The sequence below is a fragment of the Thermoanaerobacterium calidifontis genome (assembly GCF_055381745.1).
In genome coordinates, this window is record NZ_AP042436.1 from 1,921,343 (window position 1) to 1,936,313 (window position 14,971).

Annotated in this window: 13 protein-coding genes; 7 read left to right on the forward strand and 6 right to left on the reverse strand. The window is 35.9% G+C overall.

The genetic code is table 11. From position 1 onward, the window contains the following. Nucleotides 1-5: 5 nt before the first annotated feature. A complete protein-coding gene (locus tag ACZ42G_RS10020; protein ID WP_085113727.1) occupies nt 6-1,838 on the reverse strand; it encodes an ATP-binding protein in 1,833 nt (610 codons plus the stop codon). A gap of 379 nt (nt 1,839-2,217) precedes the next feature. Between ACZ42G_RS10020 and kdpA the strand changes: the two genes are divergently transcribed. Genes kdpA through kdpC form a run of 3 tightly spaced genes read left to right on the forward strand, consistent with a single transcriptional unit; the run spans nt 2,218 to nt 6,587 of the window. Further along, nucleotides 2,218-3,924 carry a potassium-transporting ATPase subunit KdpA gene (gene kdpA, locus ACZ42G_RS10025; RefSeq protein WP_464850317.1) on the forward strand — a complete coding sequence of 569 codons (1,707 nt, stop codon included), beginning with the start codon at nt 2,218-2,220 and terminating at the stop codon, nt 3,922-3,924. Nucleotides 3,925-3,940: 16 nt separating this feature from the next. Further along, nucleotides 3,941-5,977, forward strand: coding sequence for a potassium-transporting ATPase subunit KdpB (gene kdpB / locus ACZ42G_RS10030; RefSeq protein WP_085113729.1), 2,037 nt, complete (start codon nt 3,941-3,943; stop codon nt 5,975-5,977). Nucleotides 5,978-6,008: 31 nt separating this feature from the next. After that, a complete protein-coding gene (kdpC, locus tag ACZ42G_RS10035; RefSeq protein WP_464850320.1) occupies nt 6,009-6,587 on the forward strand; it encodes a potassium-transporting ATPase subunit KdpC in 579 nt (192 codons plus the stop codon). 22 nt (nt 6,588-6,609) lie between these two features. Here kdpC and ACZ42G_RS10040 read toward each other — a convergent pair whose 3' ends face one another. Beyond that, nucleotides 6,610-7,749 (reverse strand): universal stress protein, encoded by a 1,140-nt coding sequence (locus ACZ42G_RS10040; protein WP_085113731.1) that lies wholly within the window; start codon nt 7,747-7,749, stop codon nt 6,610-6,612. Between the two features lie 58 nt (nt 7,750-7,807). Then, nucleotides 7,808-8,047: a hypothetical protein gene (locus ACZ42G_RS10045; RefSeq protein ID WP_085113732.1), complete on the reverse strand. Its 240-nt coding sequence runs from the start codon at nt 8,045-8,047 to the stop codon at nt 7,808-7,810. A 114-nt stretch (nt 8,048-8,161) separates the two neighbouring features. On the opposite strand from ACZ42G_RS10045, the gene ACZ42G_RS10050 reads away from it, so the two are divergent. After that, complete coding sequence (locus ACZ42G_RS10050; protein WP_464850321.1) at nt 8,162-9,583, forward strand: PIG-L deacetylase family protein; 1,422 nt, start codon at nt 8,162-8,164, stop codon at nt 9,581-9,583. A gap of 28 nt (nt 9,584-9,611) precedes the next feature. Then, nucleotides 9,612-11,528, forward strand: a complete 1,917-nt coding sequence (locus ACZ42G_RS10055; protein WP_464850322.1) for an FAD-dependent oxidoreductase — start codon at nt 9,612-9,614, stop codon at nt 11,526-11,528. A gap of 46 nt (nt 11,529-11,574) precedes the next feature. Here the strand turns inward: ACZ42G_RS10055 and murJ are convergent, their stop codons facing one another. Next, the gene (murJ, locus tag ACZ42G_RS10060; RefSeq protein WP_464850324.1) at nt 11,575-13,128 is read right to left on the reverse strand and encodes a murein biosynthesis integral membrane protein MurJ; all 1,554 of its coding nucleotides are present in this window, start codon (nt 13,126-13,128) and stop codon (nt 11,575-11,577) included. A 164-nt stretch (nt 13,129-13,292) separates the two neighbouring features. Further along, nucleotides 13,293-13,619 (reverse strand): thioredoxin family protein, encoded by a 327-nt coding sequence (locus tag ACZ42G_RS10065; protein ID WP_464850326.1) that lies wholly within the window; start codon nt 13,617-13,619, stop codon nt 13,293-13,295. Between the two features lie 151 nt (nt 13,620-13,770). Between ACZ42G_RS10065 and ACZ42G_RS10070 the strand changes: the two genes are divergently transcribed. Next, complete coding sequence (locus ACZ42G_RS10070) at nt 13,771-14,070, forward strand: carboxymuconolactone decarboxylase family protein (RefSeq protein ID WP_045410569.1); 300 nt, start codon at nt 13,771-13,773, stop codon at nt 14,068-14,070. Nucleotides 14,071-14,150: 80 nt separating this feature from the next. After that, on the forward strand, nt 14,151-14,603 hold the full coding sequence (locus ACZ42G_RS10075) for a DUF1003 domain-containing protein (RefSeq protein WP_464850328.1): 453 nt from the start codon (nt 14,151-14,153) through the stop codon (nt 14,601-14,603). Between the two features lies 1 nt (nt 14,604). Here ACZ42G_RS10075 and ACZ42G_RS10080 read toward each other — a convergent pair whose 3' ends face one another. Next, entirely contained in the window at nt 14,605-14,949 is a 345-nt protein-coding gene (locus tag ACZ42G_RS10080; RefSeq protein ID WP_464850329.1) for a PqqD family protein, read from the reverse strand. Nucleotides 14,950-14,971: the final 22 nt, after the last annotated feature.

The window sequence follows — 14,971 nt, forward strand, 5'->3', positions numbered from 1 at the left end:
AAAATTTACCCTCTTTCATCGCATATAGGAAGTGTAAACATGAAATTGCTTCCTACGTCTATATCGCTTTCACACCATACTTTTCCACCGTGAGCCTCTACAATCTCTTTTACGACAGCAAGTCCTAATCCTGTACCTTTAATCTCAAATTCATCATCATTTTGTACGTGAAAAAACTTATCAAAAATTTTATCTTTGTATTCTTTCGGTATACCTGCACCAGTATCTTTAACAGAAATTTGCATGAAGTCGCCATCAACCGACGCACTGATTGTAATATCATCACCTGCATCAGTGTACTTCAAAGCATTTGTTATGAGATTGTTTAAGACCCACGTTATTTTCTCTGGATCGGCATATACGCATGGCATATCTTCGTCAATTGTATTAGTAAGATTTACACCTTTTTCGTTTGCAATATTATATAGAGGCTTTACAGTATTTTGCGCTATTCCAAATATAGAACAACATTTAAAGTTGTACATCTCTTTGCCAGATTCAATCTTAGTAAGTTCGATTAGTTCATTAACCAATTCAGTAAGCTTTTCACTTTCTTCTTCGATTGCCACGAGTGTACTTCTTTGTTTATCATTAATCGCACCTATTTTTTCTTCTAAAATCATGCTTGTACCCATCATTATGGATGTCAACGGTGTTTTAAACTCATGTGAAATTATCGATATGAAATCGTCCTTTGCTTGATCTAACTCCTTAAACTCAGTAATGTTGTGAAAAACCAACAGTATATCTGATATTTCCGATTTATAATTTTTTATTGGGGTGATTGTAACATCATAATATTTATCACCGTATTTAACCTGCTCAACCTTGTTAATATTAAATTTTGAATCAACAATTGCATTTATTTGCTCAAAAAGCTTCTCATCTTTAACAGACAGAAGAAAATGCTTATCAATCGCATTTTTTTCTTCGATTCCAAATAACTCTTCCGCCGCACCATTTAATAATATTATTTTATAATCTGAATTAAGCACTAACAAAGGGTCATTTATACTTTTTACTATAGACAATGTCTTGTTGCGCTCATCAATTATCTTGCCTAATTGACTTTCTTCATATTGCTTAAGTCTTCTTATCATGTTATTAAATTCTACTGCTAATTTACCCAATTCATCATCCGTCTTAATTGATATAACTTGATCAAGTTCCCCTTCTTTTACTTCCCTTATAGATTTTATCAAATATTCCATTGGCTTTAAAAATCTATTGGTAAATATTAAAGATATTATGAATCCGAAAATAGCTGCTAAAAGTGTAACTAACAAAATTGTGTACATTGAATTTTTTGCATCCAACGTCGCATTAGTCTTTTTCTTAAACATAGCATCTTCGTTTAATTTGGCAAGGGAATTTAAGAGATCTTTTATATGTTCATAGTTAGGCTTTATCTTCATATTATAATAGTTCAACATGCCAACTTTATCATCTGGTGGCATCCCTTGCAAATATGAAACGCTTGTCGTAAAATTCACATACGCACTTTTTATCTCATCGACATAATTGCCTTCATTTTTTTCTGTTATATTGTTTGCTTCTACATTGTACCAATTGTAAAATACCGAATTGTCCTGATTAAATTGCTTTATGGCAGTTTGCCTGTCTTCATATATAAATGTAAGTATGGCATTGTTTTGATTTTCTAATTCCTCATTCATCAAATTAACAGCTTTTATGCTTTTATAGTTATCAATCATTAAACCATCTATAGTTTTGCTTAAATAATACATATTAATGCCAGATATTATTCCGACTATCAATACCAGTACGACAAGCACCAAATACACAATCGATATCTTGCCTTTTAACGTCTTAAACATTAAATACACCTACCTACATATATTTCACCTTTTAATAGTTAAAGTATAATTTTCAGAAAATATAAAGTCAATAAAGAATTCTTACGAAAAAACGTGAAAAAATGTGATAATTATGTGTATTAGTGAGATAATTTAATATAAAGGGATTTGATAATATGGATAATTTTTTAATGAAAATTTAATGAAACTTTTGTTTTATTTTCCCCTGTATTATAATTTACTCATGCCTAAAAGCATTGATTATTTTATTTTTAAGGAGGAATTGGCAGTGAATATTGAATTTACTTTAGGTGGCATAATATCACTTGTAATACTTTTTTATTTGGTTTACATGCTATTAAAAGCTGATGAACTATGATAAGTGTCAGGGAGGATTAGTATGATATATGATATTTTACAAATGCTAATATTTATATGTCTTTTAGTGATAATTACAATTCCACTTGGTTCGTATATAGCAAAGGTGTTTACGAATCAACATACATTCTTTGATTTTGTGGCAAAACCAATCGAAAAATTTGTCTACAAAATTACAAGTATAGATGAAAACCATGAAATGAATTGGAAGGAGTATGCTTTGTCGCTGGTTATATTTAATTTTTTAGGCATGATCTTTCTTTTTATTCTACTCGTATCGCAGGGCAAATTGCCATTAAATCCACAAAAATTACCTGGAGTTTCATCATGGCATCTTGCTTTAAATACAGCAGTAAGCTTTGTAACAAACACAAACTGGCAAGCATATAGTGGTGAAACAACCGTAAGTTACTTAACTCAAATGTTAGGGTTTACAGTTCAGAACTTTTTATCTGCTGCTACCGGACTTTCTGTTGCGATTGCTTTAATTAGAGGTATAATGCGACATTCTACGAAAGATATAGGCAATTTTTGGGTAGACATCACAAGATCAATAATATGGATTTTTTTGCCTCTTTCATTAATTCTTTCTTTACTCCTTACACAACAGGGAGTAATACAAAACTTTAGCAGCTATATTAAAGTACATACATTAGAAGGTCTAAAGCAAGTCATAGCAATGGGTCCTGTGGCTTCTCAGGAAGCAATTAAAATGCTGGGAACAAACGGAGGAGGCTTTTTTGGTGCAAATTCCGCCCATCCTTTTGAAAACCCAACGCCACTTACAAACATGTTAGAAATGCTGGCAATACTTGCTATACCAGCTTCATTGCCATATACATTTGGTAAAATGGTAAAAAACACAAGGCAAGGATGGGCTATTTTTAGTGCCATGCTTATTTTATTTGTCATCATGTTGGGTACGACATATTATTCAGAAAAAACCGGCAATCCAATTATAAACCACATAAATATAACTGGTCCATCTGCTATGGAAGGAAAAGAAGTCAGATTTGGAATAGCTGGTTCTTCATTATTCTCAACAGTCACAACAGCCGCATCTTGTGGCGCCGTAAATTCTTCTTTAGACAGTATGACTCCTTTAGGTGGACTAATACCAATGCTTCAAATAATGCTTGGAGAAGTCATATTTGGAGGTGTTGGCTCCGGGCTTTATTCAATGCTAATAGATGCCTTTTTAGCAGTTTTTATCGTAGGTCTTATGGTAGGACGAACACCTGAATACATCGGTAAAAAAATAGAATCATACGAGATGAAGATGTCAATATTGGCCATCATAATACCGGCTTCCACAATACTTATAGGAAGTGCTATTGCATCGGTTACAAAAGCTGGTACAAGTTCCCTATTAAATCATGGTCCACATGGTTTAAGTGAAATATTGTACGCATTTGCTTCGGCAGCAGGAAATAATGGAAGTGCTTTTGCCGGACTTAACTCTAACACACTTTTTTACAACTTAATCACCTCAATCGCAATGATTATTGGTAGGTTTGGCGTCATCATACCAGCGCTGGCCATTGCAGGAAGCTTGGCAAATAAAAAGATTGTTCCTGTCAGTGTAGGAACATTTCCTACTGACAATGCATTATTTTCAGTCCTTTTAGTGGGAATAGTGCTTATAATTGGTGCTTTAACATTTTTCCCAGCTCTTTCTTTAGGCCCAATAATCGAACAATTGCTGATGAATGCTGGAAGATTGTTCTAACCATGGAGGTATTAATATGAGCAAAAAAGAATCTACGCGAATGAATATAAATAGTAAAGAACTCATTAAAAATGCTTTTAAAAAATTAAATCCTGCAACACTTTTCAGAAATCCTGTAATGTTTATCGTTGAAATAGGTTCAATATTGACGACTATAATAACGATCGTGGACTTCATAAGTAAAAGTGCTGAAAGAAATTTCGACTTGCAAATCTCAATTTGGCTGTGGTTTACCATCTTGTTTGCAAATTTTGCAGAATCTTTAGCTGAAGGCAGAGGTAAGGCTCAAGCTGATGCACTTCGAAAGACAAGAAAAGATATAAAAGCAAAAAAATTAATAGGTGATAAAACTGAGGTAGTGTTGGGCTCTACTCTTAAAAAAGGTGACATTGTCCTGGTTGAAGCTGGTGATATAATACCAGGCGATGGAGAAGTGATTGAAGGTGTAGCATCTGTAGACGAAAGTGCAATTACTGGTGAATCTGCACCTGTCATAAGAGAATCTGGCGGTGACAGAAGCTCTGTAACTGCTGGTACAAAAGTCTTATCAGACTGGATAAAAGTAAAAATTTCCTCAGATCCAGGTGAATCATTTCTTGATAAAATGATAAGCCTTGTAGAAGGTGCAAAAAGGCAAAAGACGCCAAATGAGATTGCATTGACGATTATGCTTATAGGACTCACTATAATACTGCTTTTAGCCACAGTCACAATTGAGCCTTATGCGATTTATTCAGGAACAAAAATATCGATTCCTACTCTCATTGCATTGCTGGTTTGCCTCATACCAACTACAATAGGAGGACTACTAAGCGCAATTGGCATAGCAGGCATGGACAGGCTCATAAAAAAGAATATATTGGCTATGTCTGGTCGCGCCGTTGAAGCTGCAGGTGACGTAGACGTGCTTTTACTGGATAAAACAGGTACAATCACATTTGGCAATAGAATGGCTACAGAATTTATTCCCGCTCCAGGTGTGACAGAAAATGAATTGGCAATGGCTGCTCAAATGTCCTCTTTATCTGACGAGACGCCAGAAGGCAGGAGCATTGTAGTCTTAGCAAAAGACAAATATGGTATAAGAGAGCACAATTTAAAAGAATTAAATGTTGAATTCATACCTTTTACAGCCAAGACTCGTATGAGTGGAATAAACATAAACAACAATAAGGAAATACGAAAAGGCGCTATCGATGCCATAGAAAATTATGTGAAAGAAAAAGGCGGTAATATGCCTGAAGAAGTTTTAAACGCAGTTAAAATGATTGCACAAAATGGCGGTACTCCTTTGGTAGTAGCAGAAAATGAAAGAGTATTAGGTGTAATACACCTAAAAGACATAGTTAAAGGTGGCATTAAAGAACGCTTCGCTGATTTACGCAGAATGGGAATAAAAACTGTAATGATAACAGGCGATAACCCAATGACTGCAAAGGCTATAGCAGACGAAGCAGGTGTGGACGAATTTGTTGCAGAGGCAAAACCTGAAACAAAGCTTAGCCTTATAAAGGAATATCAAGCAAATGGGCATTTAGTTGCAATGACAGGTGACGGCACGAATGACGCTCCTGCACTTGCTCAAGCAGACGTTGGTGTCGCTATGAATTCAGGAACACAAGCCGCTAAAGAAGCAGGAAACATGGTAGATTTAGATTCAAGCCCTACAAAATTAATAGCAGTCGTTGAGATCGGCAAACAGTTGCTTATGACACGTGGTGCATTGACTACGTTCAGCATCGCAAATGATGTAGCAAAGTATTTTGCAATAATACCAGCTATGTTTTCAGCTACATATCCTCAATTAGGCGTATTAAACATCATGCATTTAAAAACACCTGAAAGCGCTGTTTTATCAGCTATAATCTTTAATGCACTTATTATAATTGCACTTATTCCATTGGCATTAAAAGGTGTAAAATACAGACCGCTGGGCGCTGCAGCAATCTTTAAGCGAAACATGCTTATATATGGATTAGGTGGGCTTATAGTACCGTTTGTAGGCATAAAAATAATAGATATGATCATCACTTTCTTAGGATTAGTTCACTAATCAAGTGTAAAATGCCGAAAGGAGATTAGACATGATTAAAAATGCCATTTTAAAAAGCATAATGCTTCTTATTGTTTTTTCTGTTTTTACAGGTTTACTATATCCACTGGCTATTACAGGGATAGCACAATTAATTTTCCCACATCAAGCAAATGGAAGTCTGATTTACAAAGATGGCCAAGTCATTGGCTCATCTTTAATAGGTCAACAATTTAGCGACCCAAAATATTTTCACGGACGTCCATCTTCTGCCGGCGAAACCGGTTATGATGCAACGTCCTCATCAGCTTCAAACCTTGGTCCTACAAATAAGTTGCTAATTGAAAAAGTCAAAAAATTAGCACAGCAAGTCAGAAAAGAAAATGGCCTTAAATCAAATACCGCCGTTCCATCCGACCTTATTACATCATCAGCAAGCGGTCTTGACCCAGACATAAGTATCGACGCTGCACTTATACAAATACCAAGGATAGCTAAAGCTCGTAACATATCTGAAGAAAAATTAAAAAATCTTGTTAACGAGCATATTGTAGGGAGACAGTTAGGCATATTGGGAGAACCAAGAGTAAATGTATTAGAATTAAATATCGCTCTTGATAACCTCAAATAGCGGTACAATTTTTGTCTTTTGCTTAATTATATGGAATAACATGTATTTCAATGTTTTTTGCCGAGTTTATTAGTTTCAGCACCGTAGATCCTCTTAAAAGCGTCTCCCATTTTCTTCTGTTTGAATGTCCCATTATAATCTGTGTAATATGTCTTTCTTTGGCAAATTTAAGCAGTTCTTCTGATACGCTTTTGCCCCTTAATACAACTACTTCAGCCCCAAGCTGCTTAGCAAGCTTAAAATGGCTTTCCAATACCTCCATATCCTTTTTAGTTGGCTTTTTGGCGAAAATATTTGTGCATTCTACATACACGACTATCCATTCGCATTTGAAGCGGTGTGCTCTTCTTGCACCCCGCCTTATTAATTTTTTTACAAGCGGATTAAAACTTATGCATACCATTATCTTTTCATTTGTTTCCCAATTTTCTTGTATGCCGTGTTCCTTCATGTATTGCTCCAAGTCTTCATCAACTTCATCGGCAGACTGTCTGAGTGCCAGTTCTCTTAGCGCATTTAAATTTCCCTTGCGGAAAAAGTTTTTTAACGCTTGATCAACTTTATCGAGATTGTACACCTCGCCTCTTTTTAATCGATTTTGAAGAGCGTCAGGCGTTACATCTATGACTTCTATTTCATCAGCATTATTAACTATTGTATCGGGAATCGTCTCCCTCACTGTTATACCAGTAATCTGTTTTACAGTGTCATTTAAACTTTCTAAATGTTGTATATTCAAAGTTGACAAAACGTTTATTCCATTTTGCAGTATTTCCTCTACATCTTCATATCTTTTGTTATGCTTGCTGCCGGGGACATTCGTATGTGCCAACTCATCTACCAAAACGACTTGCGGTTTTCTCTTTAATATAGCGTCAAGATCCATCTCATACTGTACAGTACCTTTATATATGATTTCTTTTTTAGGTATTATCTCTAAGTCACCTATCATCGCCTCAGTTTCTTTTCTTCCATACGTTTCTACAACACCGATGACAACATCTTGACCTCTTTTTAATCTTCTGTTTGCCTCATCAAGCATGGCATACGTCTTTCCTACACCAGGCGCATATCCTAAAAATATCTTCAACTTGCCTCTTTGACTTTTATTGGCTATTTCCAATGCCTCTTCTGGAGTAAGTCTTTTAAAACTATCGCTCATTGTATCACTCCTGAAAATTTCTTTATTTTATTAAATGTCGATTTATCTTACAATTTATTTATGATACAGCATAAATATAAGCTGTCTGCTCTAATGAATCATCGCTTAATTGCCCTATAAGCCATCCAGGACTCGTTGTCTCTGCAAAGTAATATTTTGTACCACCAACGCTGTAATATGTAAAATCGTAATCTCGGTAGAGCGGAAGTTCATTATCGTTAAATGCTATTCCAACTGCCATGTGTCCAACTTGTTGGTTTTGAGGCGGAGGAAAACAGCTTTTACAATATTTTATCATATTTTGCTCAGCAACACCATTTTATCTTTTTTTAATCTTCTGTTAACAATTTGTTCATAAAGTTTTGATATTATTTTCTTACAATTATGACACAAATACGAGGGGGAATTAAAGTTGAACAAGAAACTATTCAAATGGAAGTATATATTTATAACTTTTGGGCTAATAACTGCCATTATTATCGCATCCGTCATGAATTTAAAAACTACTTTTGCCAATCTCACAGAGAAAAAGCCTGTTCCAAATAACGACGATCCGGGACAAAGAATACTTGTAGTCGTACCACACCCCGATGATGAATCATTGGGAATGGCAGGTGTCATACAAAAAGCTATCGAATTGAAAAGACCCATAAAAGTAGTAATTGTAACAGATGGTGAAAGCTACAAAAAAGCTGCTCAAGTCTTTACAGGTGACATCAATCCAACGCCAGCAGACTTTTATAAACTTGGACTTCAAAGGCACAGTGAAAGTTTAGCCGCAATGTCTGTATTAGGGCTTCCAAAAAATGACGTGATATTTTTAGGCTTTGCTGATGGTAGCACAAGATTTCTATGGAGCGATTTTTGGGATAACGGAAAACCCAGGATTAGCGGTGGAACAAATGTAGCATATTCTCCATATAAAGATGTATACAAACCTGGTGTTGCATATACAGGTGAAAATTTAGAAAATGAGCTGCAGGACATCATGAAGTCATTTAAGCCTACAGATATTTATTATCCTTTAGCAGATGACGTACATCCCGACCACTGGGCTGTAAGCAACTTCACAAGGTATGCAATAACCGCACTTAATCTAAACGTAAAAGAGCACATGTTCTTAGTTCATCATCCGCAATGGCCTGTGCCATGGTTACTGATGCCAAATGATTCCCTTTTGCCACCAACAGATATGAAAGACAGCAACACTGTATGGCATAGTATTCCTCTATCAAAGCAAGAAGAAGCTAAAAAAGAAGAAGCCATTAAGCAGTATACATCACAGATAAAAGTGATGGAGCCATTTTTATTGGCGTTTGTAAGGAAAAATGAGCTTTTCGGGACAAAGCCTGTCATTACGATTCCAGAAGTTGAAATAAAGCCAAACTTATACGACAAAAACATGCCTTTCTCGCTTTTAAGCATACCGGCAGGTGGAATTCTGGATCAAGAAATCTATAAAAGCGCTGATCTTACAAAGCTTGCTTCCTTCTACTATGATAATCACTTGTATATAGGTGTTCAAACACTGTCGCCTATATCTAAAAATGTAAGATACAACATCGAAATGAGGCTGTTTTACAATAACAGCATAAAGAGGATCGATTTAGGACTGGTAAATGGCAAGCTCTATCAGTACAGAAAAGCCAATAATTCGCTTCTCAAATCTATAGCATCAAGACCAATAATAGACAAAAATATATTGTGGATAAAATTGAATATCCCACAAAAACAGGACTTGCGCTATATATTCATGGGTTCTGACTCAATATACAAGGGAAGACTTATCGATAAGATTCCTTGGAATTTGTACAAGATATCTAAGCAAGCATAGCCTGTTTTCATGAATAGAGGTGACTAATTTGCAAAAGAAATATTTAAAGGCAGTGATATCGCTTTTCATCATATCAGTGTTAATAATCACAGCAGTAGGCGGGTATTTTTATGTAGAAAAGTACAAAAAATCATCACAGGAGACTAAAGCTAAAGTTATAGAGGAAAATTCAAATTTGCCTAACCCTATAAAGCTTAACCTTCCTAAAGACGGAAGTCAGTACGATGTCATAGTAGTAGGAGCAGAACCGGAAGGCGTTGCTGCTGCAAGGTCTGCCGCAAAAAACGACGCCAAAGTATTAATAATTGACAAGCATGATGGCCCTGGCGGCCTCATGACTTACGGAATGTTAAACACAATAGACATGAGTGTATCTCCTGACGGCACATTGCTTACACAAGGCACATTTAAAGAGTTTTTTAAAGGCATAGGCTCTAAAAACTCCTTTGATGTAAAAAAGGCAAAAGAAGTATTCTCAAAGCTTTTGAGCCTTCCAAACATTACCCAGTCGTACAACACTGTATTTGAAAAGCCTATAATGGACGGAAACAAGATAATAGGCATAACAGCATTGAAGGACGGAAAAGAAGTAAACTACTACGGCAAAAGGATAATCGACGCAACACAGGATGCTTCAGTCGCAGCATCTGCAGGTGTGCCTTACACAATCGGAGCAGAAGACATGGGTGTAAAAGGCAAAGTACAAGCATCAACACTTGTATTTAGATTGAAAGGCATAGACTGGGACAACCTAATAAAAATAATAAAATACGAAAAAAAGATACCAGAAACGTATATAAACGACACATCTGCAAACGGGTTTCTATCTATCACAAAAAACTACAAGCCTTCAACGCCTATGCTTAGGCTAAGAGGTCTTAATCTCGGCAGGCAAGATGATGGCACAGTATTAGTAAACGCACTTTTGATATACGGCGTAGACGGACTTAATCAATCATCAATAGAAAGAGGAATGGAACTGGCAAAGAAAGAGCTTCCGCGGATAGTACAATTTTTTAGAGAAAACATCCCTGGATTTGAGAAAGTGCAGCTTGACGGCACAGCAGACGAACTGTATATAAGAGAGACGAGGCACATAAAAGGATACTACACACTTGACATAAACGATGTTGTATTCAATAGGGACTTTTACGACAGGATAGCCATAGGCTCATATCCAGTAGACGTACAAGCAACATCGCCGGAAGACACAGGGTATGTGTACGGGAAGCCTGTAGAGTATGCAGTGCCATTTAGGTGCATAGTGCCAGAAAAGGTAGACAACCTCTTAGTAGTAGGGCGGTCAGCATCCTACAGCCACTTAGCAGCAGGCTCTGCCAGAACGATACCAATAGGGATGGCAGAAGGAGATGCAGCAGGCGTAGCGTCAGCGTACTCCATAGCCAAAGACAAATCATTTGAAGCCATCGCAAAGAATGAAGAAGATATAAAGAACATACAGTCCATATTAGTAAGCCAAGGAGCGTATCTTAAACCGTTTAAAGTAGAAGAAGCTTTAGAGAAAAGTTGGGCCTTTGACGGGCTAAAATTTGCCCTTCATTGGGGTCTTATAGTACCTGGATACACAAATGATTTTAAGCTTAATGAAAGCATAAAAAGCATATCATTTTACTATATGGCATCAAACATGATTAAAAGGTCAATACCAGATAAATCACAGCTTATAGATGATAATTATCAATATCTGCAAAAATACATTGTAGACAAGCCTCTTACAAAGGAAGAAGCTGCGGATATACTTTTGACGTATGCTGGATATAGAAATGAGGCTGACAAATACACCGGTAGTTTATACAATTTAGCACATGAAAAGGGACTAATATCTGATACAGCGTACGAAAAGATGAAAGATCTAAAATACGTAAAATGGGAAGATGCATACGACATGATGGCATCACTTCACAATTATCTGAGCAAACTCTGACAAAGTAAAGTATATGCAAAAAGCTCGGTTTTTAGCCGAGCTTTAATTAATTTTGGAAATTAATTATCCTGTTTGCCACAATGCCAAATAAGTATTTGAACTCTTTTACTTTTAAAAGAAGCATCATACCAACGTATATAGCACCGCCGATAATGACAATCAAACTTGTAAGCAACAATTCCATCTTAAATCCAACCATGTATCTTGAAAGAAAATTATTCATTAAAAATACCGCCGCGCCCATCACAAGCGAAGATAGCACCAATTTACCACCGGTAATTACAACATCGCGTCCGCCAAAAGACCCCATCTTTTTCCTAAAATCCTTCATCAACAACATGGCGCAAATTGCAGCAGATGCAGACGAACCTATGGCAAGCCCAGCGATACCTATATATTTTACCAGTATTATGCTTATCAATATATTTACTGCTATGCCTAAAATACTGTTTATCATAGGCGTCCTCGTATCATTTGTGGAGTAAAATGATACATTAAACACATCTCTTATGCCGTAAAAAATCATTCCTATTGAAAGGTACAAAAGCGCAATAGCTGTAATCTCAACACTGTAATCATTAAACCTGCCATGTTTAAACAATATATCTATTATGTGGTACCTTAAAATCATGATGCCTAAAGTAACCGGAATCATGATCATATTGATATTGTTTATAGCCTTTATCATGTGAGATTTCATGCCTTTATAATCGCCAGTACTTCCTTCCCTTGACAAAGTAGGAAATATGACTGTCACAACCGACGTGGCAAATGTGCCATAAAAAGCACCTGTCAATAAGCTGGCATAGCTAAAAGCGGTGATGTTCCCATTTGGCAACCCTGATGCAAGTCTCGTATTTATGATTATGTTTATCTGGTTCACAGATAATCCCACAATGACAGGACTAATAAGCTTAAGCATCCTTACTATGCGAGGATCTTTAAAATCAACTTTTAGGCTGTACCTGTACTTGTTTTTGATAAGCCATGGTATCTGGTTTACTACCTGAAGTCCAAATGCGACTGTAGTGTAGATAGTAAGGCCTACAATGCCACCATCCTTTGCAAAAAACAGCATAAACACAATAGGCGGAATATCTATCAAAATCCCATTTAAAGCAGGTGCAGTAAAATCATTGAGCGTCTGAAGGATAGCAGTAAAGCCTGCCGACATGCTTAAAAACAGCATGTTTACAATGCTTATTTTTGTCAAATTTACTGCAAGTTGAAATTTCTCACCTGTAAAATTCGATGCCATCAATCTTACCAAGTAAGGCGAAAAAATCCACGCTATTATAAATATGGCAAATGAAAACAGGAATAAAATATTCATGATATTGTTGGCAAAATCAAACATTTCATCTTTTCCGCGCTTAGCATATGTCTCATTTAAAAGAGGTATAAAAGCTGTGGATACAGCAACACCTATTATAGAGTAAAGCACTGTAGGGATATTTAAAGACACAGTGTATGCATCAGTAGCCCATGTAGTACCAAACACCTTACCCTGTACAGTATTTTTCAAAAGCCCAGCAAATTTCCCTAAAATCGTTATAAATGCAACAATGCTTGCCGACTTAAACAGTTTCTTATTACTCATACGATCTCCAATCTAACTCGTAATTTTTCTTAGCAGTGATTTCAAGCCCCATAACAATTTTATATTTTACATCGTAAACGGCTTTTAGGCAATACACAGCAATTTCAAAAATGAAGCGTTTTATCGACTAAAAATAAATTTTTCACATTAATAGCTATCGTAACTTATGAAAAAAACAGATCATAATACTTTTGTATCTTCTCTTCTAAGATGTCCATGCTTATAAATCTCGCCTCTCTTATGACTTCTTTCCCTTCCGCAAAAAGAAGCACTGTAGGCACAGTAAAAACCGAAAACTCCGATGATGCAGCAGGCAATTCATCTATAGAAACATGACAATTGGATATCTTGTCATAATTTAAGAGCATCGCTTCAAGTTTTGGAAGCAATGTAGTGCATATACCGCAATCATTTGTTGAAAAATACAATAACGCCATTTCTTCACTATCTACAAATTTCTTTATTTCGTCAACTGCATATAATTTCTCCATCACCTTTGCCCTCCGAAGCTATTTTTTAAATCTAACATATAAAGTATTTTACCACAAAGCGAAAAATTTTTATATATCTTGCCTTAATATTAAAATTTAATTTTTAAAGGTGATATAATATATATGTAAAAATATACAAGGAGGGATTCAGATGCCATTACCACCATTTTTGTCATCGCTTGATAAAAATGATCCTGAATTTGCATCTGCAATAGAGAAAGTTTATTCGTATGCAATGGGGCCAGGTGCATTAGATCAAAAGACGAAATTGTTAATCGCACTGGCTATTGATGCACTTCACGGCGCTAACCTTGGAGTAGAAAACATATCAAATCAACTGCGAAATATGGGAGTAAGCGACGAAGAAATAAAAGAAGCCATTAGAATCGCATACTTCGCATCCGGAAATACAATATTAGCTTCGTATATTTCCGCCTTCAAAAACAAATAGCTATTAAAAAAGTGAGAAGCTTAAATTTCATCAAAGCTTCTCACTGTATTAAAAAACATATAGTAGAGGTGAACACAAATATGGATAATAAAGAAAAACTGATACATTCATATATTGACAAGAAAGTCTCTAAAAATATCAATGAAGAGCACAAAGATTCGCTGACATTTGGCGATAGAATGGCAGACAAATTGGCAGACTACGCTGGAAGCTGGTCGTTTATATTTACGTTTGGCTTTTTGCTTATCGTTTGGATGGTTATAAACAGCGTCGCTCTTATAAAGCACTTTGATCCATATCCATTTATACTCTTAAATTTGGTTTTATCCTGTCTTGCTGCAATACAAGCTCCAATAATCATGATGAGCCAAAACAGGCAAGAAGCAAAAGATAGGCTAAGAGCACAAAATGACTACGAAGTCAATTTAAAAGCAGAGCTAATAATAGAAGACCTGCATACAAAAGCAGATAAAATCATCGAAAATCAAGAAAAAATACTGAAACTTTTGGAAAGCCAGTCACAAAAACAATAAATTATTGAATCCTCCACCTAATCCATCCATTTTGATGCAAATAGCGTAAATATCTGTTTAGTCTATCGTATGTAGGCTCAGCCTTATCGCCGTAAACTTCTTTAAGCTTAATGCCTATGTCATAAACAGTTCTTTTGCCGTCAATAAGTTTCCAAACGGTGCTGCCAATTTCATCAAGCTCTACCGTCGTTATCCTTGGTCTTTTGATAAAAAGCCTCGCCAACCACTCAACGATTTTATCGTGCCTAAACAAAAGCTTTACTATGTTATCATTCTCTTCCCACATAAGTTTTTTCGAATGAATAGGCACATAAAGCATGAAATTGTTGTTGTTCTTTTTAGCCATTTATCACATCATCCTCATATTA